Consider the following 24,145-nt stretch of genomic DNA (forward strand, 5'->3'; position numbering starts at 1 on the left):
CAAAGGTGTCTGGAACGGATCAGCCGGAATGAAGTTGTTGTATTCCAGGAAATAGCCGCCCATTTCCGGCGCAAAAAACACGATCGCAGAAAACACAAACAGGAACATGCTGACCGCAAAAACGTCGTGGACTGAATAGTAGGGATGGAAAGGAATGCCATCAAGCGGGATGCCATTGGCATCCTTGTTGGCCTTGATCTCAATGCCGTCCGGATTGTTGGAGCCCACTTCGTGCAAGGCAATGATGTGCGCCACCACCAGGCCCAGCAGCACCAGCGGCACAGCAATCACGTGGAAGCTGAAGAAACGGTTCAAGGTCGCATCACCCACCACAAAGTCGCCACGAATCAGCAGCGCCAGGTCCGGGCCAATCAGCGGAATGGCTGAAAACAGGTTAACGATCACCTGCGCACCCCAGTAGCTCATCTGGCCCCAGGGCAACAGGTAGCCCATGAAAGCTTCGGCCATCAAGGCCAGGAAGATGCCGCAACCAAACAGCCAGATGAGTTCGCGCGGCTTGCGGTAGCTGCCATACATCAGGCCACGGAACATATGCAGGTACACCACCACAAAGAAAGCAGAGGCGCCAGTTGAGTGCATGTACCGAATCAACCAGCCCCAGGGCACATCACGCATGATGTATTCCACCGAGCCGAAAGCAAGGGCAGCATCAGGCTTGTAATGCATCACCAGGAAAATGCCGGTGACGATCTGGATCACCAGCACCAGCAGCGACAACGAACCAAAGATGTACCAAAGATTGAAGTTTTTGGGCGCGTAATACTCGCTCATGTGCTCCTTGAAGAGCTTGGAGAGCGGAAAACGGTTGTCAATCCAGTTCAGGGTTTTGGCGCCAGCCGAGGCATTGGGGGAGATTTCGTGAAAAGTAGCCATGTTGATGGTCCTTAGGCTTTTTTGTCTTCACCAATGAGCAATTTGGTGTCTGAAAGGTACATGTGCGGCGGCACTTCGAGGTTGTCTGGTGCCGGCTTGTTTTTGAACACACGACCCGCCAGATCGAAGGTGGAACCATGGCAGGGACAGAAAAAGCCACCTTGCCAGTCGTCGGGCAATGAGGGCTGGGGGCCGGCCTTGAACTTGTCCGAGGGAGAACAACCCAGATGTGTGCAGATACCGACGACCACCAGATATTCCGGTTTGATGGAACGGGTTTCGTCCTTGCGGGCGTATTCAGGAGCTTGCTCGGTGGGCTTACGCTGCGACAGCGGGTCAGCCAACTGATCGTTGTGTGTTGGCAAGGCAGCCAGTTGCTCTGGCGTACGACGCACGATCCAGACCGGCTTGCCACGCCATTCCACTGTCATTTTTTCACCAGGCTTGAGGGCTGAAATGTCGGCTTCGACCGCTGCACCAGCAGCTTTGGCGCGCTCAGACGGCTGAAAAGAGCTGACAAAGGGAACCGCAGCAGCGATACCACCCACAGCGCCGGCACAACCGGATGCAATCAGCCAGGTCCTTTTACTTGGGTCGTTGGGGCCGCTTGCGGCAAGCGTTTCACTCATGAGAATCCTCAATGGAAAAGATGAATACTATTAACAACCCTTGATTCTAACGGAGCCCTTTGACTCACATTAAAAACTGCCTGCATCCGCAGCCTGAGGAATGAGCTGGCGTGCCATGCGAATGGCAGCCTTCAGACTTGAAGCATCGGCCAGTCCCGTGCCCGCAATTTCAAAGGCGGTGCCATGGTCCGGGCTGGTGCGCACCAGTGGCAAGCCCAGCGTCACATTCACCCCCTTGTCCACCCCGAGGTATTTGACCGGGATCAGTCCCTGATCGTGGTACATGGCCAACACCACGTCAAATTCACCGGACTGGCCGGGCTGCGCGCGCGCGCGCATGAAAACGGTATCGGGGGCAAGCGGTTCGCTGGCCAGCACCCCTTGCGCCCGCGCCGCCTGCACGGCCGGCGCAATGATGTCCAGCTCTTCGCGACCAAACAGGCCACCTTCGCCGGCATGCGGGTTCAGGCCCGCCACGCCAATCCGGGGTGCACGCCCCAGAATGGCCAGCAGGGAACGGTGCGTGATCAACAAGGACTCCAGCACCTGGTCAAAGGTAACCGCTGCCAGGGCCTCGCGCAGCGACACATGGATACTGACCAGCACCACGCGCAATTCATCGTTGGCCAGCATCATGCGCACCGGCAATTGCGCCACTGGCGTCTTCAGGTGCGCCGCCGCCAGGGCTTGCAGCAATTCGGTGTGCCCTGGAAAACGGTCATAAGGCGCACCCGCCATCGACAGCGCAGCCTTGTTTAAGGGTGCCGTGACCATGGCCGCCACCTCGCCACGCAAGGCGGCATTGGCCGCCCAGACCACACAGTCACCGGCCAACTGTCCTGCTTTGGCGCTGACCAAGCCAAATGGGGCAAGTTGGGCCCCCTCCAAAGCCGCCGAGCTGATTTGCCACACCGGTATACAACGTGGAGGACAGTTCAGCGCCTCTTGCACATTGGCCAGGGCCGCCACCGGCAAGGCCACGCCGGCCCTCGCCACCACACTGGCCGCCCGGCGCAGGGTGGCCACATCGCCCACCACAAAACAGCCGCGGGTGAGGTCAGGCGCATCGCAAAACGCCTTGACAATTGTCTCGGGACCAATGCCGGCGGGGTCACCCAAGGTAATTGCAATGGGCGAAGCAAGTGTTGATTCATTCATGTCAGGCCGGGTTGTCGATGTCAATGAATTCATGCGCCAGGCCCAGTTGGGCGGCGACATGGGCCGCCACCGCGGGCGCCCCGTAACGCTCGCTGGCGTGGTGACCACAGGCCAGATAAACCACACCACACTCGCGCGCGTAGTGAGCTTGCGGCTCAGAGATTTCACCGGTGATGAAGGCGTCGGCACCGGCAGCGATGGCGGCCTCAAAATAGCTTTGCGCGCCACCGCTGCACCAGGCTATTTTTCGAATCGTTTTGTTCTGGTCGCCCGCCAGCGCTACAGAGCGTCCGAGTGCCCTTTGGATGTGCGCCGCCAGGTCTTGCGGTGACTCAAAAGACCGACCATCCGCGCGCTGCCCCAGGCAGCCAAGCTCTTGTTCGCCAAAATACGACTGCGCCACCAAACCCAATTGCAATCCGAGCTGTGCATTGTTGCCAAATGTGGGGTGGGCATCCAGCGGCAAATGGTAGGCAAACAGGTTGATGTCATGCGCCAGCAGCAATGCCAGCCGCTGTTTCATCCAGCCGGTCACGCAGCCGTCCTGGCCTCGCCAAAACAGGCCGTGATGAACAAAGATAGTGTCGGCGCGGGCTGCGATGGCGGCCTCGATCAAGGCACGACTGGCAGTGACACCCGAAACAACTTTGGCCACTTGCGCCCGGCCCTCCACCTGCAGTCCATTGGGACCATAGTCTTTAAAGCGCTCGGGCTGCAACAGGTCGTCAAGGGTGCGCAAAAATTCTGCTCGTTCACACATGTCTGGGTCAAGTCCTTCAGGGGCTTTGATGATACGCGGACAAGGCGAACATAGCCTTTTGCCCGTCTGCTAGCTAAATCTATGGACATGCAGCCATAGACAGGTCTTGAAATGGGCCAGGGCACCTACAATTTAATGGCTTATTGCCAATCCACATTCACCAAGCTCGCGCTTGCCTTCTCATGAAAAGAATTTGGTTGTTATTTTCCCAGTCTGTCACGGTGTTGCTGGCCGCCTATTTCGTCGTGCACACGCTCAAGCCCGTCTGGCTGGAAGGCATCAATGTCCGCCCGGCTGCCGTTGCCTTGATCGAGGCGCCGGCAAGTGATGCAACCGCTGTGCCTCCCGGCAGTTTTCGACTGGCGGCGCAAAGGTCGTCGTCGGCCGTGGTCAGCATCAACACCAGCAAAAATGCCCGATCGGGTCCACAAAGCAGCGACCCCTGGTTCAGGTTCTTTTTTGGTGACCAGGAAAATGCTCCGCAGGTGGGTCTGGGCAGTGGCGTGATCGTGAGCGCCAGCGGCTACATCCTGACCAACAACCATGTGGTGGAAAGTGCCGACGAGATTGAAGTGATTCTCAACGACAGTCGCCGTGCTCCCGCCAAAGTGATCGGGACAGACCCTGATTCTGATCTGGCCGTTCTCAAAATTGAATTGGAGCGACTGCCGGTGATGGTGTTGGGTAACTCTGACAGCTTGCAGGTGGGTGATCAGGTGCTGGCCATTGGCAACCCGTTTGGCGTGGGTCAAACTGTGACCAGTGGCATTGTCAGTGCCCTGGGGCGCAACCAGCTCGGCATCAACACCTTTGAGAACTTCATTCAAACCGATGCAGCCATCAACCCGGGCAACTCGGGCGGCGCACTGGTGGACATCAACGGCAACCTGCTAGGCATCAACACGGCCATCTATTCACGCTCGGGCGGCAGCATGGGCATTGGTTTTGCCATCCCCGTGTCCACCGCCAAAATGGTGCTGGAGGGCATTGTGCAGGACGGTCAGGTCACACGCGGCTGGATTGGCGTTGAACCCAATGAACTCACGCCTGAATTGGCGCAAACCTTTGGCGTGGCAGCACAGCAGGGCGTGATTATCACCGGCGTGCTACAAAACGGCCCTGCGGCGCAGGCTGGCATGAAGCCAGGCGATGTCGTGACCCGCATTGGTGAGACGGAAATTCACAACGTGGCCGAATTGCTGACCCAGGTGGCAGCACTCAAGCCTGGAAAAGTAGCGTCTTTTGAGGTGCAACGCACCCAGGGAAAAACAAGCTTGCAAGTGACGCCGGGCGTGCGCCCCAAAGCGCGTCGGCAAGCGCAGTAGGCCAGTCTGAAGACAAGCCTCGTGTTAGTTTGGACTGCTGCTTGTTTCCGGACTGTCGTCCGGTTTTTTGGTGTGCCGGATGAAAATTTGAGCAGCCCATATACCCACTTCGTATAACAGACACATGGGAATCGCGAGCGCCAGTTGGGAAACCACATCAGGCGGCGTCACGATGGCCGCAATGATGAAGGCCAGCACGACAAAATAACCCCGGAATTCCTTGAGTTTTTCAATACTGAAAATTTCCATGCGCGCCAACACGACCACCACCACCGGCACCTCGAACGCCATACCAAAAGCCAGAAACATCGACAGCACAAAACCCAGGTAGGCCTCAATATCGGGCGAAGCTGTGATGCTGGCCGGGGCAAAACTCTGAATGAAAGCAAAGACGCGGCCAAAAACGAAAAAGTAACAAAACGCCACCCCCATGAAAAACAGCAGGGTACTTGACACCACCAACGGCAGCACCAGTTTTTTCTCGTGAGAATACAAGCCAGGCGCCACAAATGCCCACAACTGGTACAACACCACCGGCAAGGCGATCATGAAGGCCGCCATCAACAACACCTTGAGGGGGACCATGAACGGCGACACAACCGAGGTCGCAATCAAGGTTGCGCCCTTGGGCAAATGGGCTACCAAAGGCGCGGCCATCAGGTCATACAAGGCCCCGGGACCTGGAAAAATGCCAAGCGCAATTGCCACCACGGCAACGGCCAACGTCGCTTTCACCAAACGGTCACGCAACTCAACCAGATGCGCCACAAACGGCTGCTCGGAACCAGCCAGTTCGTCGTCTTTTTCAGGGGAATCAGTCATCAATTGAATTTGGTGGGACGAAAACGCGCAACCCGGGCGGCGCCCGACAAGGCCTTGGTACGCACACCCGTGCGGGCTTTGAACCAGTTGGGCGTGGCTCCTTGTTTTAGGCGCCAATTTTTCTTGGGGTGTCGGTACTCTGGAATCACCTCAGGCAGTGAGAGGTGATAGTCCGAAGCGGGTTCGGATGCCACATGGGTGGCTTCCGCCCAGGTTTTCTCAAAGTCGTCCGCACTGGTCTGCACTGACTGGCTGACGTCCTTGACCGCGCTTTCCACGGAGTCTTTCATTTGTTTGAGCTCGTCCAGCGCCATGGAGCGGCTGACCTCTGCCTTGACATCGGTCACATAACGCTGCGCCTTGCCAATCAGGGTGCCAACCGTGCGCGCCACCCGCGGCAATTTTTCAGGGCCAATGACAATCAATGCCACGGCGCCAATCATGGCCAGCTTGGAAATACCGAGATCAATCATGCAAACCTAGCGCAATGCCACCAGCCGCCAACCATGCACGCATCACAACTTTTGCTTGGCTTCCACGTCGATCGTGGTTTTATCGGCAGCGGCAGCATTACTCACTTTGGCAGCATCAGCTGCCTTGTCTTCAGGCGCAGCTCCGCCGTCTTTCATGCCTTCCTTGAACCCCTTGACCGCTCCGCCAAGATCACTGCCAAGATTTTTAAGCTTTTTGGTGCCGAACACCATGATGACGATCAACAGAACGATCAACCAATGCCAAATAGAAAATGAACCCATCTTGGTCTCCTAAAGAATCTGTGAATTTTAATCGGCGCGCCTGCTTGGCGTGGCGATTAATCGAAATTTAACCCCGCAACCAGGGACGAGGCCCACCCATCACATGCACATGCAAATGGTGCACCTCCTGGGCGCCTTCCGCACCGGTATTGGCCAGCATCCGGAAACCGCCTTCCGGGTAGGGATTACAGCCTTCCTGCAGAGCCAGTTTGGGAATCAATACCATCATGCGCCCCATCATCGCGGCATCCGCCTCGGTGAGCAGCGCCATAGAGGGGATGTGCAGCTTGGGGATGATCAAAAAATGCACCGGTGCCCAGGGGTGGATATCGTGAAACGCATACAAATCGTCGTCCTGATAAACCAGTCGGGAGGGAATTTTCCCGGAGACTATCTTACAAAATAGGCAATCCGGGTCACTGTGGACCACCCGTTCAATCATGCAGGGATCTCCATCGGCAAACCTTTGTTCATACGCACCATACCGCTGACAATGCGGTATAAAAACCAGACTGAAATGGCCAGCCAGGCCAACCAGCCGGGCAGGAAAAACAGCAGCCACAGGGGCGCCGTAACCAAATACAGCAGTGCCGCGATGATGACGGTGCGAATGCGCCAGTTGAAGTGCGTGGCATGCCAGGTGCCTGCAGCATCGTCACGTTTGACGAGATCAATCACCAGCGCAATGATGAGCAGCATTGGGCCAAACTGACCACCAGGAATCAGGGCTCCCACCGCCACGATCAAGTGCAAAACGTAGCTCACAGTGCCCCAGGCATTGAGCCCGTTGAGCGTTTGCTGGTCCAGTTCACGCCACTGGGTGCGATCATCTGGCGCTTTGGGCGTAGTGAAGTCCTCGTTCACGAGGCGTCTCCCTGAGAAGATGCTTCGCGTGCCTTGACCTTGCGCATGGCCTTTTCTTCCAGGCCGCTGGTTCCTTCGCGACGCAGGAGTTCGGCAATCACATCGGCAGGACTCAGGCCGTAATGGGCCAGCGCGATCATGCTGTGAAACCACAGGTCGGCCACCTCATAGACGATCTTGGCTTTGTCGCCGCCGTGGTCCGCGTCTTTGGCCGCCATCACCACCTCGGTGGCTTCTTCACCAATTTTCTTCAGGAAAGCATCCGGGCCTTGGTGCAACAGCCGTGCAACATAACTTGCGGCCGGATTACCACCATTGGCGGGCAGGCGTGACTCGATCACAATAGCCAGCGCAGCCAGGGAGTCAGCAGAGTTTGTGTCAGGGCGCATCAAGGCTTGTAAATGGTATGAGGGTCCTTCAGGACCGGGTCAACGACTTTCCAGGCACCATTGTCATACACGCTGTAGAAACAGCTGTGGCGGCCCGTGTGACATGCCAGACCCGGCGTGTGGCCAGTCTGTGTAACCTTGAGCAAAATGACATCGCTGTCACAATCCAGGCGAATCTCATGGACGGTTTGCACATGGCCGGATTCTTCGCCCTTGAACCACAGTTTGTTGCGCGAGCGACTGAAATACACCGCACGACCCAACTCGGCCGTTTTTTGCAGGGCTTCGCGATTCATCCAGGCCATCATCAGCACATCGCCCGTACCCTGCTCTTGCGCGATGGCAGGCACCAAGCCGTTCGCGTCCCATTTGAGTGTGTCTAACCAGTTCATTGGCCCATTGTCGATGATTTAACTGGCGAAAATCAGAGTCTGACTGGGATACCGCGTGCCGCCATATGGGCTTTGGCCTGTGCCACGGTAAATTCTCCGTAGTGAAAGATGCTGGCGGCCAGTACGGCATCGGCCCCGCCCAGTTGAATGCCATCGGCCAGATGGTCCAGCGTGCCAACGCCACCCGAGGCAATCACGGGCACGCTGACCGCATCACTGACAGCACGGGTCAGAGCCAAATCAAAGCCAGCCTTGGTGCCGTCACGATCCATGCTGGTGAGCAAGATTTCACCAGCGCCAAAATCGGCCATCTGACTCGCCCAGGTCACCACATCCAGGCCGGTATTTCTGCGCCCACCATGACTGTAAACGTCCCAGCCCTCTCCGACCGGCAGGCCTTGCGCGTTCAACCGGGAAACATCGGCGCCAGAGCGTCGTTTGGCATCTATCGCGACCACAATGCACTGCGCACCATATTTACCGGAAGCATCGCGAATTACTTGAGGATTGGCGATGGCGGCCGAATTGAAACTGGTTTTATCAGCACCGGCGTTGAGCAGGCGGCGCACATCATCCACGGTACGCACGCCGCCGCCCACCGTCAGGGGAATGAACACCTGACTGGCGACGGCTTCGATGATGTGCAATATCAGATCACGTCCATCGCTGGTGGCCGTGATGTCCAAAAAGGTAAGCTCGTCAGCGCCTTGTTCGTTGTAACGTGCGGCAATTTCTACCGGGTCACCAGCATCGCGCAACTCAACAAAATTGACGCCTTTGACGACCCGTCCCCCAGTAACGTCAAGGCAGGGAATGATGCGTTTGGCTAGCACTAAGTTCCCCGCCTCTTAGCCATTGAGCTCATCGGCCCGCTCTTGCGCCGCTTCAAAATCCAAATCGCCACTGTAAATGGCCCGACCACAGATCACGCCTTCAATACCCTCATCCTCGACCGCGCACAAAGCCTCGATATCAGCCAGTTTGGACAAACCACCGGAGGCAATGACCGGAATGGTCAAGGCCTGGGCCAAGCGCACGGTGGCTTCGATGTTAATACCTGTCAACATGCCATCGCGACCAATGTCGGTGTAAATGATGGATTCAACACCAAAGTCTTCAAATTTTTTGGCTAGGTCCACCACATCGTGACGCGTCAGTTTGCTCCAGCCATCGGTGGCCACCTTGCCATCCTTGGCATCCAGGCCAACGATGATATGGCCGCCAAAAGCCGTACAGGCATCTTGCAGAAAGCCCGGATTTCTTACAGCGGCCGTGCCAATGATGACATAGCGCAGACCCGCATCCAGATACCGTTCGATGGTGTCCAGATCGCGAATACCGCCACCCAACTGGACATCAACCTCACTGCCAATGGTCTTGAGTATCTTGCGAATGGCCGCCTCATTTTTGGGTTGCCCGGCAAATGCACCGTTCAAATCAACCAAATGAACCCGGCGCGCCCCCTTGTCAACCCAGTTCCGCGCCATCACTGACGGTTCTTCGCTGAAGGTGGTTGAAAGCGACATATCGCCTTGTTGCAGGCGCACACAATGGCCGTCTTTGAGATCAATGGCTGGAATTAAAAGCATGATGCTTCAATGAGAGGGAGTGAATAGACTTCGGCTAGCGCAGCACGAAAGGTGAAAAAATCAGGGATTCCAATGGAGGAAATTACGGTAGAGGCTCAGGCCATGCTCGGCGCTTTTTTCAGGATGAAACTGGGTCGCAAAAATATTATCACGGGCAATGGCGGAACTAAAGCGCTGGCCATAGTCGGTTTCACCGACGCTGTGGCGCAGATCAGACGGTTTGGTATAAAAGCTGTGCACAAAGTAGAAATAACTGCCATCGGGGACATCACCCCAGATCGGATGCGGTGACGCGCCATGGTTGTTGCGCCAAACCTGGTTCCAGCCCATTTGCGGCACCTTGTAGCGACTGCCATCAGGCTGAGTTTGACCCGCCAACTCAAATTTGACAACCTCACCGTGAATCAAGCCCAGGCCGGGGGTATCGCCTTCAGCACTGTGATCGAGCAGCATTTGCATGCCCACACACACACCAAACAAGGGCTTGCTGGCTGCGGCTTCCAGCACCGATTGCAACAAGCCGGATTCACGCAACTCCCGCATACAGTCGGGCATGGCACCCTGCCCTGGCAATACCACACGCTCGGCGGCACGCACCACATCCGGGTCCTGGGTGATTTGCACATTGAACGCCGTGCCCACCGCCGCTGTCTTGACCGCTTGTGAAACCGAACGCAAATTGCCCATGCCGTAATCCACGACAGCAACCATTCGCCCAGATTCGTAACGGAGAGCCGAATTCATGGCAAGATCAGAGTGAGCCCTTGGTCGAAGGGATGCTGCCCACCGCGCGGGGGTCGATTTCGAGTGCCGCGCGCATGGCACGCGCAAAGGCCTTGAACACCGTCTCAGCCTGATGATGGGCGTTGACACCCTTAAGGTTGTCAATGTGCAGCGTCACCAATGCGTGATTAACAAAGCCCTGGAAAAATTCATGCATCAATTGACTGTCAAAGTTGCCGATCATGCCGCTGGTAAACGGCACATCCATCACCAAACCCGGACGACCTGAAAAATCAATCACAACCCGGCTCAACGCCTCATCCAGTGGTACATAGGCATGACCATAGCGGCGGATCCCTTTTTTGTCTCCCACAGCCTTGTAAACCGCTTGACCCAGCGTAATGCCTACATCTTCCACCGTGTGGTGGCCATCAATATGGAGATCACCATCAGCGTCAATATCAAGGTCAATCAGTCCATGGCGGGCAATTTGATCCAGCATGTGATCAAAAAAACCAATGCCTGTGTGCAAATGCGAAACCCCTGTGCCGTCCAGATTGACACGCACAGTGATTTTTGTTTCTGCCGTTTGACGCACAAGCTCGGCACATCGTGGCAAGCATGTCGACAAGGACTCAGGCAATTCTGTCAATGGATAATTTGTCATGGGAGCTGGCGCACAGCAAAAAACAGAAGCACAACAAGAAAACAATCAGCAAATGAATTGTAGAGAACTCAAAAACAGTTGATGCAAATGGAAGATCAATACCCCAAGTTACAAAATAAAAGCCCACTAATGTAGGTTTTTATTGTTTGGTTACGCGAAAAGAATTTGCTCGGTTATGAGGGTAAAGATTTCGTTGTATATGTTCATCGATCCAACGTCTTCCCTTTTGGCGCCAATTGACGTCCACCACATAAATCAAATACCTAGCTCAAGCCCGCTGCGACAACCACGACACCTTTTGCCACCATTTTACTTTTTTGTCACACCTGGCCGCCAAAACATTGGTTCTACCACGATCACAAAATTTAGTTTAGTGACCGTTGGGTCGCTTCTTTCAACTTTTAAAAGCTTGCTGAGTATAAGTCGAATCAACTCTTGTCGGCCTTGGCAACATTGAGAAGGTGCGCCAGCTGACTCTGGGGTCCACTTCATTGCGATCCAGATCTGACGCGGCAGTTGAGTCGTCAGACCGTGAAACTGCAGTGCGGTAAGCAGGCAAAAGACGGCTTGCGGTACTTTAATGACTGGTGTTGGAACGCATGCAGGGCTATATGGACCCCCTTTCGGGGGTCGCACCACATTTGAAAAACACATATAAATATGTAATGTCAAAAAGATCAAATGCCCTCGATTCGATGCCTTCTGTCGTGCTCGTGCACCTGCGCGAGCTCGGCGAGAACCTGGCCGTTGCCCGCAAACGCCGACGTGAGCCACTGAAAGCCTGGGCGCAGCGCATCGGCGTGTCCGAACCCACGCTGATGCGCATGGAGAAGGGCGACCCGAGCGTGTCGATAGGTGTTTATGCCACCGCCCTGTGGCTGATGGGACGCTCCCAGGCCATTGCCGACCTGGCGGCCCCGGCGCACGACCAGGGTGCCTTGGAGAAGACCGTGCGAGTGGCCAAGGCTCGCGCTGTGCGCAAGCGTCCATCCTTGTATGGGACGGCACAGGCACCGAATCGCCTGCAGCATGACTCTGCTGAAGAAGGCAAATCATGATCGAGTTCGACATCAAGAACTACCAGCCCGGCGACTCGCTCTACCTCTGGAGGCTCGGCCATCCCGAAACCCCAGTGTTTATCGGCGAGCTGCGAATGGCTCGCGCCACCAAAGGTGGTGTCGCTGCTGTACAGCCAGGCCTGGATCAAATCAGGGTTTGCGCTGAGCGAAGATCTCCCCCCTGGTCGAGAAAGAGTTCTTCTCCATTGAGAAGGAGACGGCCCTAGGCGCAGTGGATGACGCCCGCCCGGACCGCTGGGGTGAACGGGTCATCCGCTTTCTTGACAAGCCGGCGCGCCTGTCTGTGCTGGACTTCCTCTTCTACGCCGGTGACGAACGCTTCGGGGCCTTGGGCGTTTCAGTGTCGCCCGATGCGTACCTTGCACGTCATATGGGAGCATTGCCGCAACTCGCGGACGCCCAGGAGATCGAGCAGCTTGTTCGCCAAATCCTTGCCGGTGAGCCGATCGATGAGCGGAAACGTCACCAGTGGGTGCTGAAGTTCAACGAGCCCGGTGAGCCCATCGACATGCCCTTGGTCGAGCACGCAACCATGACACTGTCTGAGCAGGCCGGCATCCGGGTAGCGCCCACCATACCGGTGAAAGTCCTCAAAGGGCATGCGGTGGCCGTCAAGCGTTTCGATCGCGCGGGGGGACTTCGCCGGCACGCGCTGTCCGCCAATGTGGCGCTCAGGGCGTCAGGGGAGGGTTTGGGTTACCCGGAGCTAGCGCAGTTGCTGCGCCGACGCGGCGTCGCTGATGGTGGCCTGAACAGGGAGCACATCAGAGCTGTTCCGGCGCATGGTATTCAACATCCTGATCGACAACACCGACGACCATGAGAAAAACCATGCGCTGCTGATGACTGACAGCGGTGAGTATGAGCTTTCGCCGGCCTTCGATGTCTTCCCGTCTGGCCAGGCACTGAGTTACCAACAGATGCGCGTTGGCGCGGACGGCGCAGACTCTACCTTAGAGAACGCAATGTCCGAGTGTGGCCAGTTTGGCCTGAAGAAATCTGAGGCCGCCGATCAGGTGAAGAAGGTTTGTGTGGTGGTAGTCAAATGGAAGGAGCACTTCGCGCGAGCGGGGGTTTTGGCAGAGGACATTGAGTCGCTGTCCAGCCAGATCGATCGGCCGTTTCTGCGAGACCAACGTCAGTCTGGCTCTAAGCTTGCGTAGAGGCCTTGCACCCGATTGCCCCAGGAAGACTTTTGCCAGGCGAAAGGTGTTGCCAGCGACCAGAAGTACGAGCAAAAGGGCGGCCTGGTATCGAGGCCTGCCTGGAGGTGCTTAAAGGGGGAGAGGCTTTTCATGAAGACAGGCGAAACTTTTTGCGCGCCCAGCTGCTGTTCTGGTATCTGGCGGCCATTGACGGGCATGCCAAGAATTTTTCCCTCTTTGTGCTGCCTGGCGGTCGTTACCGGATGACGCCCTTGTACGATGTGCTCTCGGCATGGCCGTGCGTGGCAAGACGGCGCATTACAAACTGTCGGAAACCCAGCATCGCCACTGGGAAGCGCTGGCCAGGCGCAGCGCAGTCGAAGGTGCCTGGGACGCCATGCAGGGCATGACGCACCGCTTGGACGCGGCGCTGACCACAGTTGAACAGCGCTTGCCGGCCGACTTTCCCATGGCGATGGCTCACACTGTATTTCAGGGCGTGCGCCGACACTTGGAGCAGTTCAATCGGGGGCACTTGCTTGCTTGCTTAACAAGTCCGCATCCAATGACACTATACGGTCAGATTTCTAAAGGCAGACCAGCGAATCATCATTGATCTCTCACCCCGGACCAGCGATTGGCCTTGATCTCACCAGTATCCCAACACCTTCCACCAGATGCCGCCGACTACGATCCAGACCGTCAGGTTGACCAGGCTCATCACGAAACCGATCTTCCACCATTCTCCCAGCGAGACATAGCCCGAGCCGAAGATGATGGGTGAGGTACCGGTGGCGTAATGCGTCAGCGTCATCATGATCGAGGACACCGCCGCCAGCAGCAGCGCAAACGGCATGGCCGGTGCGCCCAGCGCGATGCCGGCGGCAAAGAAGGCGCCGAACATGGCGGTGATGTGCGCCGTGGTGCTGGCAAAGAAATAGTGCGCATACAGGTAGATCAGTGTCAGCAATGCCACGGCGCCGACCCAGCTCATGCCGAGTCCGAGAATCCCGGTCTCAACGGCCTTGGCGAACCAGCTGATCAACCCGAGCTTGTTCAGGAAAGTGGCCATCATGACCAGGGCCGAGAACCAGGTGATGGTGTCCCAGGCGCCCTTTTCCTTGAGCACGTCGTCCCATTCCAGCACACCGCTGGCCAGCAGCAGCGCCAGACCGAGGGCGGCGGCGGCGGTGGCGTCCACCTCAAAGCCCTTGCCCAGCACCATGGCCGGCACACCGGCCCACAGCAGCAGCAGCAGTGCGAACACGCCGAGCAGGATTTTCTCGCTGGTCTTGACCGGACCGAGTTCGGTCAACCGCTCCTGCGCAAACTGGCGGGCTTGCGGCGTGTCCTTGATCTCCGGCGGCGACAGCCAATACAGCACCAGCGGCATCAGCAGCATGGCCGCCAGGCCCGGCAGCAGCATCGCCAGGGCCCAGGTGCTCCAACTCAGGGAAATCTGCGCGCCGGTGGCTTCGGCCACGAACTTGACGACCAGCGGGTTGGGCGCGGTGGCGGTGATGAACATGGCCGAGGTGATCGGGTTGGCGTGGTAGTTGACCAGCGCCAGGTAGCGCCCGATCCGTCCCGACGTGCCCTGCTCCGGCACAGAGTCAAAACTCAGCGCGATCGAGCGCATGATCGGGTGCATGATGCCGCCGCCGCGCGCGGTGTTGCTGGGCGTGACCGGCGCCAGCACCAGCTCCGACAGGCCCAGCGCGTAGCCGATGCCCAGCGTCTTCTTGCCGAACAGGCGGATGAAGAAGTAACCGATGCGCGCGCCCAGCCCGGTCTTGATCAGGCCGCGCGAGATCATGATCGACAGGCCGATCAGCCAGATCAGCGAGTTGGAAAAGCCGCTCAGGGCGTCGGCGATGGCTGCCGACGGCTTGCTGTTGGTGACGCCGGTGAGGGCGACCAGCGCGATCGCGATCATCGCCAGCGCGCCGATCGGCATGGCCTTGCCGATGATGGCGGCGATGGTGCCGATGAACAGGGCCAACAGATGCCAGGCTTGCGGCGTGACGCCCTGCGGAACGGGAACCACGAACCAGATGATGAGCGTGATGGCGATGGCCAGCAGAGCGCTACCCGGCCGGATGGATGATTCTTGCTTCATGATCAAACGACTCCTTTGTTCTGACGAGTATCGAAGACCGGTGCCGCTCGCGCATCCGTGCGATTCGCCTCCCGCGCCTGCGTAGAAATACGCAGAAGCGCTGCGGTCTGTGCCGCACGATGCCGGATTGCGGTATCGTTGACCCATGTTGTCATGCCTGCTCATTCTTTGGTTGCGTTGAAATCCTTGACCTTGTCCCTGTCCTTGCTGCGTCGTCTATCCTGGCAGCGCTGGTTGCGTTGGAGCCTGCTGGCGCTGGTCACTGGGGTGGCGATCGGTTTGGTCGGTCAGTGGGCCGAACGACGCGAGTTGCACAACCGTATTCAGGCCCTGCAACAGACAGCGCAGTCGACCGTGCTGGGACTCGGCGGCATTGCCGCAAAACATGGCTATCTGCCGTATGCGGCAACACGCCACCCGGATGTGCAGGCCTTGCTCAGGCATCCTGCTGATCCCTTGCTGCGCGACCGGGTGAACCGATATCTGGCCGATTTCCAGACGCGTACCGATTCCGCCGCGTTGTTCGTGATGAGTGTCGATGGCTTGACTTTGGCCGCCAGCAACTGGAACAGCGCCGGCAGCTTTGTTGGCCAGTCCTACCGCCAGCGTCCCTATTTCAGGCAGGCCTTGCAAGGCCGGCACAGCTATTTTTACGGCGTCGGTCTGACCACCGGCACGCCGGGTTTTTTCATTTCCGAACCGGTGCGCAGTGGCGACGAGGTGATTGGCGTCATGGTGATCAAGGTCAGCCTCGATACGCTAGAGCACTCCTGGGCCGACAGCGCCGACCCGGTTGTGCTGCAGGACAGTCGCGGCATTGTTTTCCTGAGTTCGGAGCCCGAATGGCGGTATAGAAGTCGTGCTCCCCTCTCTGGCGAAGATTTGGCTTGGCTGGCCCATAACTGGCAATACGGTGAGCGCACGGGTTACGACGTGCTGCCGTGGCGCGTGCTGCGTACGGCGGGCTCGCCCGCCTACGAGCTGCACGCGGTGGTCAAGGGACAGTTGCGGTCATTCCTGGCGCTGGAGAGCGTGCTGCCCGAACTGGGCTGGACGCTGGTTGTCACCAGCGATCTGAAGGGTGTGACGCAAGCCCGGCGCGAGGCGCTGGCGCTGGCCGCCTTGCTGGCTGCGGTGCTGCTGCTGGCGGGCCTGTACTGGCAATTGCACGAACGTCGCTATTCCGAGCAGCGTCAGGCCAAGCTTGAACTGGAGCGCCGGGTGCAGGAGCGTACGCATGACCTGGAGCAGGCGCAGGCTTTCCGCAAGGCGATGGAAGACGCGCTGCTGGTGGGCATGCGTGCACGCGACCCGCAGGGGCGTATCAGTTATGTCAACCGTGCCTTTTGCGACATGGTCGGCTACCGCGACGATGAATTGCTGGGCTGCGCGCCGCCCTATCCCTACTGGCATCCGGACGAGTTGGACAAATACCGGCGCGATCGCGAGGGCTCCATGCTGGCCGAGGCGCAGCCCTACGGATTTGAGTCGCGCATTCGCCATCGCGACGGGCATGACGTGATCACCCGGGTTTACACCGCGCCCCTGATCGACGCCCAGGGCCAGAACCAGGGCTGGATGAGTTCAGTGGTCGACATCACGGCGCAAAAACAGGCTGAGGACCGCCAACACGAACAGGAACTCCAATTGCAGCGCAGCGCGCGCCTGGCCAGCGTCGGCGAGATGGCTTCCACGCTGGCACATGAACTCAATCAACCGCTCATGGCCTTGTCGAACTTCGCACTGGCCGCGCGCACAATCGCCAGCCAGGCACAGATGGACGTGCTGGTCTCGGCGCTGGACGACATGGTCGAGCAGTCACAGCGCGCCAGCGAGATCGTGCAGCGCGTGCGTGGGTTTATCAATCCGAGCCGTGGCAGTTACGAGGCCTGTGATGTGCATGCGGTGATTGCGCATTCGCTGGTTCTGCTCAAGTCCGAACTGGAACGTCAGGCGGTCACGGTGACGCAGCGTCTGGCCGAGCATTTGCCGTCGGTGCGCGGCAACCGCGTGCTGCTGGAGCAGGTGCTGATCAATCTGTTACAGAATGCTGTGCAGGCGATGCAGGATCTGCCAGTGGCCGAGCGCGTGATCGACATCGAGACGATGCTGCTCGGGCGTACCGTCCAGATTCAGGTCCGGGACGCCGGCCCTGGTGTCCCCGAGGCTTTGCTGGCGCAGGTGTTCACACCGTTTTTCAGCACCAAGCCCGAAGGCCTGGGCCTGGGACTCAACATCTGTCGCACTATCGTTGAGGCGCACGGCGGTCACTTGACAGTGGCCAACCGCCTCGGCGGTGGTGCGGTGTTTACCTTTACCCTGGCGCTGAGCGTATGAGCGATACAGCCTTGACTCTCTATGTGGTTGATGACGACGAGGCGCTACGGCGCTCGCTGCTATTGCTGTTGTTTTCCCAGGGCATGGCGGTACGCGGCTTTGAATCGGGCGAAGCCTTTCTGCAGGCCATTGATGCGCGGCAGGTCGGGTGTGTCATCCTGGACCTGCGCATGGGCGGCATGAGTGGACTGGCAGTTCTGGAGCAACTGCGCCTGCGCCATAGCCCGTTGGTTGTGCTGTTTCTTTCAGGGCACGGCACCATTCCGATGGCGTTGGAAGCAGTGGGCCAGGGCGCGTTCGACTGGGTAGTCAAACCCGATACGCAGCAGTTGCTAGAGAAATTGCCGCTGGCATTGGTCGAGGCGCAGGCACGTGCCGATGCGCTGGCACTCTGGCACGATCTGACGCCACGCGAGCGTGAGGTGGCGCGCCAGGTTGGCCTGGGCCAGTCGAACAAGGAGATTGCCCGCACGCTGGTTCCGGCCTGCAGTCCTCGTTCGGTCGAGACGCATCGGGCCAGCCTGTTTGCCAAACTCGGTCTAGCCAATGACAACGAACTGGGACGCTGGCTGACACGACATACCTGGCTGGGTTAGCGCTGCCGTCCGCGCTAGAGTAGGCCTCATTGAACTGCCTTGTAGTCGAAAAGAGACATGGTAGGCCAAGCTGTGCTGACTTGCACACATCATCAGTCTCAAATCCAACCTCGAACGCCCGCTGTCTCACACTCAACTCGAAAATGAACGTCAGCTCTGTCTTTTCATTGCCAGGGGCAAACGGCACGTTGCCGAAGTCAGTGAACAGCGGTTGATCTGCCTCAAAAATCACAAAATTGGCCTGCCCGTAGCCGACACTGGCGGCCGTCAGTGGATCAATGTAGACTTTGAGTCCTTCGTTCACGGTGATATTCATTGAAACAGGATCCAGGCAATAGACAAAGGGACGGGATTGCAGGTGTGCGCAAAAGATAACCAGCTTATGGGCCGCAATTTTTTGGCCGTAGCTGAAACCACTTGAAGGTCTATTGGGAAAACCAAAAATATTGATCACAATAAGCCACTGGCAAAAATTCAGCGCCAGTTAACAACCAAGGAACAATAGATCATGGCAACAGCAAAAAAGGCGGCTCCCAAGGCTGCAGCAACTCCAAAGAAAACGGCGACCCCAGTGCAAGTTTCCAAGCCTGGAGCAAAGGCACCTGCAAAAAAAGCAGCTGTCTCCAAGACCGCTCAAGCGATTGCCAGGATCGCCGCAAATATTGCCAAATTGACCGAGCGCAAAGACAAGATTTCTGCCGAAATCAAAGCCCTGCGTGAGCAACGTGTGGCCCTGAAAGCGGCTCCAGCTCCTGCTGTGACCGCACCTGCAAAAGCAAAGGCCGCCCCGAAGGCACCTACCAAAGCTGCTGCTCCCGCAAAAGCGGCTGCTCCTGCGAAAGCCGCCAAACCGGCCGTCAAAAAGAAATAGGTTCTGTTGGGCTCTGTTCGGTTCTGGCTCGGTCGTTCAGTGAAACGCCAAACTCAATCTCTATACCCTTGAGATGATGCGTTAAATGACTCACCGGGCCTGCCCGACGGAATTGTCCAGCGATGGACACTGACTCAACATCGTCAGCCATTGGCCATCAGATGGCAACCTCACCGATCATCCAGAGGACGTTGCCGAGGTACGCCCCCCGGCACCATCCGATGCTGGTTCCACTTCTTCCCCATGTAAGGAACTTCATTTCATGTCACTGAACAAAGAGCTGCTCGCCACGATACAAAAGGCCGGTGCCGCCGTGTTTGATGCGGATGCCCAGCTCAAGCTGGCGGTCAAGAGCTATGGCGAACGCGTCCACGCTGCAGTCGGCTCCAATCCCTTTCACCTTGGCAATGACACGCTGTTTGAGAACTGGAAGATGGTCGCGCGCCTGTCGAGAACGGTCGCCGCCATGGAGGAAGATCTGAGACAGGTGTACCAGATGGTTGGCGATTTGAGCGATGTGGAGCCGTCATTGCCTGACATGATGCCCGCCCTGTCAGCCCCCTCCCCTGTTGCACATGCTACAACGGACGTTCCTCTTGTGGCACAAAGCAGTCTGGCCGCCACGGACGTCAAGATCAAAAGGAAAAGAAGAATAGCTGCCGCCAAGCCGGGCCCAGTGTTAGCCGCGCCGGCACCCAAGAATGCAGCCAGACTGCTCAAGCACTTGAGGTACGTTTTAAAAACCAAAGACTTTGCGACTGTCAACCAAACCGCCGTTGCCAAGGCAACCGGCATTCCAATGGGCTCAATGACGGCGGCGCTCAAACGCCTGGTGGCGGCTGGCCTTGTGCAGACTAATCATTCTGGAATGTTCAAACTGGTCTGATGCAGCGATGAGGAAATACTGGTCCCGGAATGTCAAAGCTTTCATTCAAAATGAGTGGGGGAAACTGTTGTCGGCTTTTGCCACCACCGGCACGTCAACCATCGCTGCAACTGCGACGATGTTGCCGAGTCCATGCAGTTATTGTCTAAACTGTACTTCACCAGGCGGGTGTTCCTGAAAATGGAAACGGTCGCTGTACTGGACTTTGAAACCACTGGACTGTCACCCAATTTCGGCGACAGAGCAACCGAGATTGCCATTACCCTGGTGCGTCATGGACAGGTCATCGATCGATTTCAGAGTCTGATGAACGCCGGGCGCAGGATTCCGGCTGAAGTGACCCAGATCACCGGCATCACCAATGCCATGATCGCAACCGCACCACCCGTAGCCAAAGTCATGCGCGAAGCCTGCAAGTTTGTCGGCAACACACCAGTCGTCGCCCACAACGCGTCTTTTGACAAGAAGTTTTGGGAGGCAGAACTGGCTCACCTCTCAATCCCATCATCCAGCGAGTTCGCCTGCACCATGTTGCTGGCACGGAGAATTTACCCCAATTCACCCAACCACAGACTGGCAACGCTGGTGCAGTTGCTTGGGCTACCGCAAACCGGCCGGGCACACCGAGCCATGGTCGATGCCGAGATGACCAGCCACCTGTGGTGTCGTATCCAGCAAGATGTCTCCAAGACGTACCGCATTCAGTCGGTCAACCACCAGTTGCTCATGCGTATTCAAAAGGTAACCCGAACCAAAATGCCAGTATTCTTGAACGCCTGCTCAAATTCGTCCTGCTGAAGTCAGCGCAGCCAGTGCGTGTTATTTTCCAGCTCGATGGGGCAATCATTAGATTCTTTAGGTGCCCATTCAATTAGACTCTTTCAAGAATTACCGCAATCCCTTGCCCAACACCAATGCACATAGTGCACAACGCATAACGCCCACCAGTCGTATGCAATCGATTCACCGCCGTCATCACAAGTCGCGCCCCCGATGCCCCAAGTGGATGGCCAAGGGCAATAGCGCCACCCCAAGCGTTGACACGCTCGTCGTCATCTTTCAAGCCAAGTAAGCGCAACACCGCCAAACCCTGGGCGGCAAAGGCTTCATTGAGTTCAATGACGTCCATTTGTTCAAGCGTCAGCCCCGTCAAGGCCAGTACCCTCAGGGTGGCTGGTGCTGGTCCAATGCCCATCACCCGAGGCGCTACACCGGCAGCCGCCATCCCCACGACGCGGGCCTTGGTCGTTAAACCGTATTTGGCCGCGTCGGCATCGCTGGCCAGCAGCAAAGCGCAAGCGCCATCATTTACGCCCGAGGCATTACCAGCCGTCACAGTCCCATCGGGACGCACCACACCTTTGAGTTTGGCTAATGTTTCCATACTGGTCTCGCGCGGGTGCTCGTCTCTGTCAACAATGATGGCATCGCCCTTTTTCTGAGGGATGGTGACGGGTGTGATCTCTCGGGCAAGGTGACCTGCCTTTTGAGCCGCCACAGCCCGCAGTTGGCTACTCATGGCCATGCGGTCCTGCGCTTCCCGTTCGATTTTGTAATCGACCGCAACGTTCTCGGCTGTTTCGGGCATGGAATCCACGCCATACACTTCTTTCATCAACTTATTGACGAAGCGCCAACCAATCGTGGTGTCGTACACCGTGTTGTTGCGACTGAATGCACTTTCGGCTTTGGGCATGACAAAAGGTGCTCGACTCATGCTTTCCACGCCCCCAGCAATCATCAAACCCGCTTCGCCTGACTTGATCGCGCGCGCTGCCGTGCCAACAGCATCAAGGCCTGAACCACACAAGCGATTCACGGTAGATCCCGAAATCTCGATCGGCAACCCTGCTAACAAACTGCTCATGCGGGCAACATTGCGGTTGTCTTCACCCGCTTGATTTGCACAACCATAAATGACATCGGTTACTGCTGCCCAATCAACTTGTGGGTTGCGTGCCATCAGCGCTTTGATGGGAATAGCCCCCAAATCATCGGCTCGCACTGAGCTCAAAGCGCCACCGTAACGACCAAAAGGCGTGCGAATGGCATCACATATAAAAGCGTCTTGCTTGATCGTGTTCATAGTTCAATTCATTACTAAAGCAAAATTTCTAAATTACCGAGCGCAAATCCATGACCCGCCTCACGTGCAAGCTGACTCAATTCAGCTTCAAGACGATGCTTTTCCTGATGTCGCGCCCAGAAGACGGGTCCACCTTCCCAACGAGGGAAACCATAACCTTGAGTGAGAACGACATCAATGTCTTCTGCCCGCGTCGCCACGCCTTCCGAAAGCAATAACGCAGCTTCGTTGACCATCGCCAACAAGGCCCGCCTTTGAATTTCTTCAGCTGAGAGCGAGCGTCTCTCAATGCCACGTTCGACACTTGCTTGGTCGATCAGATTGCGTACCGTTTGATCGGTGACAGTTGCTTTCTTGTCGTCGGTGTAGACGTAATATCCGGCGCCAGTCTTTCGACCGAGTCGTCCTTGTTCGCACAGCTTGTCCAAAATGGAAACGTAACGCTCGCCCGGATCACGAGTCGCAGCTTGCGCCTTGCGCATCCGCCAGGCAATGTCCAAACCTGAAAGATCCGCCACCGCGAATGGCCCCATGGCGAAACCCATAGCAGTTAGGGCGCTGTCAACCTCTTCTGGCCAAGCACCATCTTCGAGCATGAATTCGCATTGACGTCGGTAGGCGTTGTAGATACGGTTGCCAATAAATCCAAACGCGTTGCCGCACAAAACAGGAGTTTTTTTAAGCCGAGTGCCCAAGACCATCGCAGTCGCCAACACATCAGCCGAAGTTTTGTCACCCCGAACGACCTCCAACAACTTCATCACGTTGGCCGGACTAAAGAAATGCAGCCCGATTACGTCTTGCGGTCGTTGAGTCACCTCAGCAATTGCATCTATATCTAGATACGACGTATTCGTTGCGAGCACAGCACCCTGTCGGGCATGGACATCGATCTTCCCAAAAACCTCGCGTTTGACCTGCAAGTCTTCAAACACGGCTTCAATGACCAAGTCTGCCTCAACCAAACGCGACCAATCTGTCGTTGTCGTTAGTCGTGATTCATTCGTTGCAGCTTGAAACTCATTTATTTTTCCGCTTTGGACACGTTCCCGGTAATGCGTTTTGATTCTCTGCCGACCACGCTCCAGTGCATTTTCATCCTGCTCCAGAAGGAGAACGGACAGGTCTGCGTCCAACGCCGCAATCGCAATGCCTGAACCCATTGTTCCTGCACCGATGACAGCGAGTTGTTGCACTTGACGTGGACTGGCATGCAAATCAGGGGGTAAACGACTTGCTTCACGCTCAACTTTGAACAGGTACCGAAGTGCTTGTGCCGATTTGGAGGAAACCAAGTCCAGGAACAACGCTCGCTCGATTTGCAAACCGGCTTCCAACTTTTGGGTCGTCGCCATGACTGCGTCCAATGCCGCACCGTAGGCAGGTTGCAGCCGTTGACGCCCATTAAGCTTCGATCTTTGTTTGTCAACGGATTCTCTGACTTGCGCTGGATCGAGATCAATATCACGGACATTCGGGAGCGATGCTTTCGAGTTAACCAGATCAAGAACTCGTTGCACTGCCACCGGTATCACATCATCTTCCACAATGGCCGAGAACAAACCCAAGCATTTGTGGTCAGTCACAGCAACAGGTTGACCAGAGAGAATAATTGTTAATGCGGCTTCAGGCCCCACCAATCTTGGTAGTCTTTGCGTGCCGCCTGAGCCAGGTATCAATCCCAAATTTACCTCGGGAAACCCAATTCGAGCTGAGGCCAATGCAACGCGTCCATGGCATGCCAGGGCCAGTTCAAGACCACCGCCCAAAGCAATGCCAGCTATGGCTGCAACCACTGGCTTTTGACAATCTTCTACCGTGGAAATTACTGTTCGAAGTATCGGTTCACGAAATTGCAGATCTGTGCCGAACTCAGTCACATCCGAACCTGCCGAAAACAATTTGTCATTACCCACCAAAACGATGCCAAGCACAGCTGGATCTGATTGAGCCATCTGAATTTCTTGCACAATTTTTTCGCGCAACGCATGTCCCAGGCTGTTAACTGGCGGGTTGTTGATCGCAATGACTGCGACATCATTCTGAATACTGAGCATAT

The 24,145-nt window shown here is 56.9% G+C and carries 29 protein-coding genes; 11 read left to right on the top strand and 18 right to left on the bottom strand.

What is annotated here, in order from left to right:
- From NDI87_RS00835 to NDI87_RS00850, 4 genes are all read right to left on the bottom strand, one after another.
- The coding region (locus NDI87_RS00835; protein ID WP_296272885.1) for a cytochrome bc complex cytochrome b subunit at positions 1 to 894 on the bottom strand (894 nt) is incomplete at its 3' end.
- 11 nt (positions 895 to 905) lie between these two features.
- Positions 906 to 1,523, bottom strand: a complete 618-nt coding sequence (petA, locus tag NDI87_RS00840) for a ubiquinol-cytochrome c reductase iron-sulfur subunit (RefSeq protein WP_296272886.1) — start codon at positions 1,521 to 1,523, stop codon at positions 906 to 908.
- Between the two features lie 69 nt (positions 1,524 to 1,592).
- Positions 1,593 to 2,681 carry a 4-hydroxythreonine-4-phosphate dehydrogenase PdxA gene (pdxA, locus tag NDI87_RS00845; protein WP_296272888.1) on the bottom strand — a complete coding sequence of 363 codons (1,089 nt, stop codon included), beginning with the start codon at positions 2,679 to 2,681 and terminating at the stop codon, positions 1,593 to 1,595.
- A 1-nt stretch (position 2,682) separates the two neighbouring features.
- Positions 2,683 to 3,441: a Nif3-like dinuclear metal center hexameric protein gene (locus NDI87_RS00850; protein WP_296272890.1), complete on the bottom strand. Its 759-nt coding sequence runs from the start codon at positions 3,439 to 3,441 to the stop codon at positions 2,683 to 2,685.
- Between the two features lie 182 nt (positions 3,442 to 3,623).
- Here NDI87_RS00850 and NDI87_RS00855 point away from each other — a divergent pair, with 182 nt between their 5' ends.
- Positions 3,624 to 4,766, top strand: a complete 1,143-nt coding sequence (locus NDI87_RS00855) for a trypsin-like peptidase domain-containing protein (RefSeq protein WP_296272892.1) — start codon at positions 3,624 to 3,626, stop codon at positions 4,764 to 4,766.
- Between the two features lie 24 nt (positions 4,767 to 4,790).
- Here NDI87_RS00855 and tatC read toward each other — a convergent pair whose 3' ends face one another.
- The 11 genes from tatC to hisB all read right to left on the bottom strand — a co-directional run bounded on the left by tatC (position 4,791) and on the right by hisB (position 10,967).
- A complete protein-coding gene (gene tatC / locus NDI87_RS00860) occupies positions 4,791 to 5,588 on the bottom strand; it encodes a twin-arginine translocase subunit TatC (protein ID WP_296272894.1) in 798 nt (265 codons plus the stop codon).
- Complete coding sequence (gene tatB / locus NDI87_RS00865; protein WP_296272896.1) at positions 5,588 to 6,061, bottom strand: Sec-independent protein translocase protein TatB; 474 nt, start codon at positions 6,059 to 6,061, stop codon at positions 5,588 to 5,590. Before tatB ends, tatC begins: the two co-directional genes overlap by 1 nt.
- 42 nt (positions 6,062 to 6,103) lie before the next feature.
- Positions 6,104 to 6,343, bottom strand: a complete 240-nt coding sequence (gene tatA, locus NDI87_RS00870) for a Sec-independent protein translocase subunit TatA (protein ID WP_296272898.1) — start codon at positions 6,341 to 6,343, stop codon at positions 6,104 to 6,106.
- A gap of 67 nt (positions 6,344 to 6,410) precedes the next feature.
- Positions 6,411 to 6,785, bottom strand: coding sequence for a histidine triad nucleotide-binding protein (locus tag NDI87_RS00875; RefSeq protein WP_296272900.1), 375 nt, complete (start codon positions 6,783 to 6,785; stop codon positions 6,411 to 6,413).
- A complete protein-coding gene (locus NDI87_RS00880) occupies positions 6,782 to 7,150 on the bottom strand; it encodes a hypothetical protein (RefSeq protein WP_296272977.1) in 369 nt (122 codons plus the stop codon). Before NDI87_RS00880 ends, NDI87_RS00875 begins: the two co-directional genes overlap by 4 nt.
- Positions 7,151 to 7,203: 53 nt before the next feature.
- The gene (locus NDI87_RS00885) at positions 7,204 to 7,599 is read right to left on the bottom strand and encodes a phosphoribosyl-ATP diphosphatase (protein ID WP_296272902.1); all 396 of its coding nucleotides are present in this window, start codon (positions 7,597 to 7,599) and stop codon (positions 7,204 to 7,206) included.
- Positions 7,596 to 7,988: a phosphoribosyl-AMP cyclohydrolase gene (gene hisI, locus NDI87_RS00890; RefSeq protein WP_296272904.1), complete on the bottom strand. Its 393-nt coding sequence runs from the start codon at positions 7,986 to 7,988 to the stop codon at positions 7,596 to 7,598. Before hisI ends, NDI87_RS00885 begins: the two co-directional genes overlap by 4 nt.
- 32 nt (positions 7,989 to 8,020) lie before the next feature.
- A complete protein-coding gene (gene hisF / locus NDI87_RS00895; RefSeq protein ID WP_296272906.1) occupies positions 8,021 to 8,821 on the bottom strand; it encodes an imidazole glycerol phosphate synthase subunit HisF in 801 nt (266 codons plus the stop codon).
- A 15-nt stretch (positions 8,822 to 8,836) separates the two neighbouring features.
- Positions 8,837 to 9,577, bottom strand: a complete 741-nt coding sequence (gene hisA, locus NDI87_RS00900) for a 1-(5-phosphoribosyl)-5-[(5-phosphoribosylamino)methylideneamino]imidazole-4-carboxamide isomerase (RefSeq protein WP_296272908.1) — start codon at positions 9,575 to 9,577, stop codon at positions 8,837 to 8,839.
- 60 nt (positions 9,578 to 9,637) lie between these two features.
- Positions 9,638 to 10,321 carry an imidazole glycerol phosphate synthase subunit HisH gene (gene hisH / locus NDI87_RS00905; RefSeq protein ID WP_296272909.1) on the bottom strand — a complete coding sequence of 228 codons (684 nt, stop codon included), beginning with the start codon at positions 10,319 to 10,321 and terminating at the stop codon, positions 9,638 to 9,640.
- A 7-nt stretch (positions 10,322 to 10,328) separates the two neighbouring features.
- Positions 10,329 to 10,967, bottom strand: a complete 639-nt coding sequence (gene hisB / locus NDI87_RS00910; RefSeq protein ID WP_296272978.1) for an imidazoleglycerol-phosphate dehydratase HisB — start codon at positions 10,965 to 10,967, stop codon at positions 10,329 to 10,331.
- Between the two features lie 695 nt (positions 10,968 to 11,662).
- Here hisB and NDI87_RS00915 point away from each other — a divergent pair.
- The 5 genes from NDI87_RS00915 (at position 11,663) to NDI87_RS00930 (ending at position 13,807) form a co-directional block, all read left to right on the top strand.
- Complete coding sequence (locus NDI87_RS00915) at positions 11,663 to 12,025, top strand: XRE family transcriptional regulator (protein ID WP_296272911.1); 363 nt, start codon at positions 11,663 to 11,665, stop codon at positions 12,023 to 12,025.
- 232 nt (positions 12,026 to 12,257) lie between these two features.
- Positions 12,258 to 12,869 carry a HipA domain-containing protein gene (locus NDI87_RS00920; RefSeq protein WP_296272912.1) on the top strand — a complete coding sequence of 204 codons (612 nt, stop codon included), beginning with the start codon at positions 12,258 to 12,260 and terminating at the stop codon, positions 12,867 to 12,869.
- A complete protein-coding gene (locus NDI87_RS00925; RefSeq protein WP_296272915.1) occupies positions 12,829 to 13,209 on the top strand; it encodes a HipA domain-containing protein in 381 nt (126 codons plus the stop codon). Before NDI87_RS00920 ends, NDI87_RS00925 begins: the two co-directional genes overlap by 41 nt.
- A gap of 107 nt (positions 13,210 to 13,316) precedes the next feature.
- Entirely contained in the window at positions 13,317 to 13,601 is a 285-nt protein-coding gene (locus tag NDI87_RS17455; protein WP_366028112.1) for a HipA domain-containing protein, read from the top strand.
- Positions 13,484 to 13,807 (top strand): hypothetical protein, encoded by a 324-nt coding sequence (locus NDI87_RS00930; RefSeq protein WP_296272917.1) that lies wholly within the window; start codon positions 13,484 to 13,486, stop codon positions 13,805 to 13,807. The genes NDI87_RS17455 and NDI87_RS00930 overlap by 118 nt, the downstream gene beginning before the upstream one ends.
- 33 nt (positions 13,808 to 13,840) lie before the next feature.
- On the opposite strand, the gene NDI87_RS00935 is transcribed toward NDI87_RS00930, so the two are convergent.
- Complete coding sequence (locus tag NDI87_RS00935; RefSeq protein WP_296272918.1) at positions 13,841 to 15,310, bottom strand: DASS family sodium-coupled anion symporter; 1,470 nt, start codon at positions 15,308 to 15,310, stop codon at positions 13,841 to 13,843.
- Positions 15,311 to 15,496: 186 nt separating this feature from the next.
- Here NDI87_RS00935 and NDI87_RS00940 point away from each other — a divergent pair, with 186 nt between their 5' ends.
- The 5 genes from NDI87_RS00940 (at position 15,497) to NDI87_RS00960 (ending at position 20,798) form a co-directional block, all read left to right on the top strand.
- On the top strand, positions 15,497 to 17,647 hold the full coding sequence (locus tag NDI87_RS00940) for an ATP-binding protein (protein WP_296272919.1): 2,151 nt from the start codon (positions 15,497 to 15,499) through the stop codon (positions 17,645 to 17,647).
- Positions 17,644 to 18,243, top strand: coding sequence for a response regulator (locus NDI87_RS00945; protein ID WP_296272920.1), 600 nt, complete (start codon positions 17,644 to 17,646; stop codon positions 18,241 to 18,243). The genes NDI87_RS00940 and NDI87_RS00945 overlap by 4 nt, the downstream gene beginning before the upstream one ends.
- A 508-nt stretch (positions 18,244 to 18,751) precedes the next feature.
- A complete protein-coding gene (locus NDI87_RS00950; RefSeq protein ID WP_296272921.1) occupies positions 18,752 to 19,114 on the top strand; it encodes a histone protein in 363 nt (120 codons plus the stop codon).
- Between the two features lie 262 nt (positions 19,115 to 19,376).
- Positions 19,377 to 20,000 carry a hypothetical protein gene (locus NDI87_RS00955; protein ID WP_296272922.1) on the top strand — a complete coding sequence of 208 codons (624 nt, stop codon included), beginning with the start codon at positions 19,377 to 19,379 and terminating at the stop codon, positions 19,998 to 20,000.
- 180 nt (positions 20,001 to 20,180) lie between these two features.
- Positions 20,181 to 20,798 carry a 3'-5' exonuclease gene (locus NDI87_RS00960; protein ID WP_296272923.1) on the top strand — a complete coding sequence of 206 codons (618 nt, stop codon included), beginning with the start codon at positions 20,181 to 20,183 and terminating at the stop codon, positions 20,796 to 20,798.
- 73 nt (positions 20,799 to 20,871) lie between these two features.
- Here the strand turns inward: NDI87_RS00960 and pcaF are convergent, their stop codons facing one another.
- Positions 20,872 to 22,086 carry a 3-oxoadipyl-CoA thiolase gene (gene pcaF / locus NDI87_RS00965; RefSeq protein ID WP_296272924.1) on the bottom strand — a complete coding sequence of 405 codons (1,215 nt, stop codon included), beginning with the start codon at positions 22,084 to 22,086 and terminating at the stop codon, positions 20,872 to 20,874.
- Between the two features lie 14 nt (positions 22,087 to 22,100).
- On the bottom strand, positions 22,101 to 24,143 hold the full coding sequence (locus NDI87_RS00970; RefSeq protein WP_296272925.1) for a 3-hydroxyacyl-CoA dehydrogenase NAD-binding domain-containing protein: 2,043 nt from the start codon (positions 24,141 to 24,143) through the stop codon (positions 22,101 to 22,103).
- Positions 24,144 to 24,145 lie beyond the last annotated feature (2 nt).

The organism is Rhodoferax sp., from assembly GCF_023701345.1.
In the GTDB taxonomy this organism is placed as follows: domain Bacteria; phylum Pseudomonadota; class Gammaproteobacteria; order Burkholderiales; family Burkholderiaceae_C; genus Rhodoferax.

Excerpts from the sequence above, each read along its gene's own strand:
- NDI87_RS00935 (WP_296272918.1), bottom strand. The coding sequence starts at position 15,310 with ATGAAGCAAGAATCATCCATCCGGCCGGGTAGCGCTCTGCTGGCCATC.
- NDI87_RS00945 (WP_296272920.1), top strand. The coding sequence starts at position 17,644 with ATGAGCGATACAGCCTTGACTCTCTATGTGGTTGATGACGACGAGGCG.
- pcaF (WP_296272924.1), bottom strand. The coding sequence starts at position 22,086 with ATGAACACGATCAAGCAAGACGCTTTTATATGTGATGCCATTCGCACG.
- tatA (WP_296272898.1), bottom strand. The coding sequence starts at position 6,343 with ATGGGTTCATTTTCTATTTGGCATTGGTTGATCGTTCTGTTGATCGTC.
- NDI87_RS00915 (WP_296272911.1), top strand. The coding sequence starts at position 11,663 with ATGCCTTCTGTCGTGCTCGTGCACCTGCGCGAGCTCGGCGAGAACCTG.
- pdxA (WP_296272888.1), bottom strand. The coding sequence starts at position 2,681 with ATGAATGAATCAACACTTGCTTCGCCCATTGCAATTACCTTGGGTGAC.
- hisH (WP_296272909.1), bottom strand. The coding sequence starts at position 10,321 with ATGAATTCGGCTCTCCGTTACGAATCTGGGCGAATGGTTGCTGTCGTG.
- NDI87_RS00960 (WP_296272923.1), top strand. The coding sequence starts at position 20,181 with ATGGAAACGGTCGCTGTACTGGACTTTGAAACCACTGGACTGTCACCC.
- NDI87_RS00850 (WP_296272890.1), bottom strand. The coding sequence starts at position 3,441 with ATGTGTGAACGAGCAGAATTTTTGCGCACCCTTGACGACCTGTTGCAG.
- tatB (WP_296272896.1), bottom strand. The coding sequence starts at position 6,061 with ATGATTGATCTCGGTATTTCCAAGCTGGCCATGATTGGCGCCGTGGCA.
- tatC (WP_296272894.1), bottom strand. The coding sequence starts at position 5,588 with ATGACTGATTCCCCTGAAAAAGACGACGAACTGGCTGGTTCCGAGCAG.
- NDI87_RS00855 (WP_296272892.1), top strand. The coding sequence starts at position 3,624 with ATGAAAAGAATTTGGTTGTTATTTTCCCAGTCTGTCACGGTGTTGCTG.
- petA (WP_296272886.1), bottom strand. The coding sequence starts at position 1,523 with ATGAGTGAAACGCTTGCCGCAAGCGGCCCCAACGACCCAAGTAAAAGG.
- hisI (WP_296272904.1), bottom strand. The coding sequence starts at position 7,988 with ATGAACTGGTTAGACACACTCAAATGGGACGCGAACGGCTTGGTGCCT.
- NDI87_RS00875 (WP_296272900.1), bottom strand. The coding sequence starts at position 6,785 with ATGATTGAACGGGTGGTCCACAGTGACCCGGATTGCCTATTTTGTAAG.
- NDI87_RS00950 (WP_296272921.1), top strand. The coding sequence starts at position 18,752 with ATGGCAACAGCAAAAAAGGCGGCTCCCAAGGCTGCAGCAACTCCAAAG.
- NDI87_RS00930 (WP_296272917.1), top strand. The coding sequence starts at position 13,484 with ATGGCCGTGCGTGGCAAGACGGCGCATTACAAACTGTCGGAAACCCAG.
- NDI87_RS00970 (WP_296272925.1), bottom strand. The coding sequence starts at position 24,143 with ATGCTCAGTATTCAGAATGATGTCGCAGTCATTGCGATCAACAACCCG.
- NDI87_RS00955 (WP_296272922.1), top strand. The coding sequence starts at position 19,377 with ATGTCACTGAACAAAGAGCTGCTCGCCACGATACAAAAGGCCGGTGCC.
- hisB (WP_296272978.1), bottom strand. The coding sequence starts at position 10,967 with ATGACAAATTATCCATTGACAGAATTGCCTGAGTCCTTGTCGACATGC.
- NDI87_RS00925 (WP_296272915.1), top strand. The coding sequence starts at position 12,829 with ATGGTATTCAACATCCTGATCGACAACACCGACGACCATGAGAAAAAC.
- hisA (WP_296272908.1), bottom strand. The coding sequence starts at position 9,577 with ATGCTTTTAATTCCAGCCATTGATCTCAAAGACGGCCATTGTGTGCGC.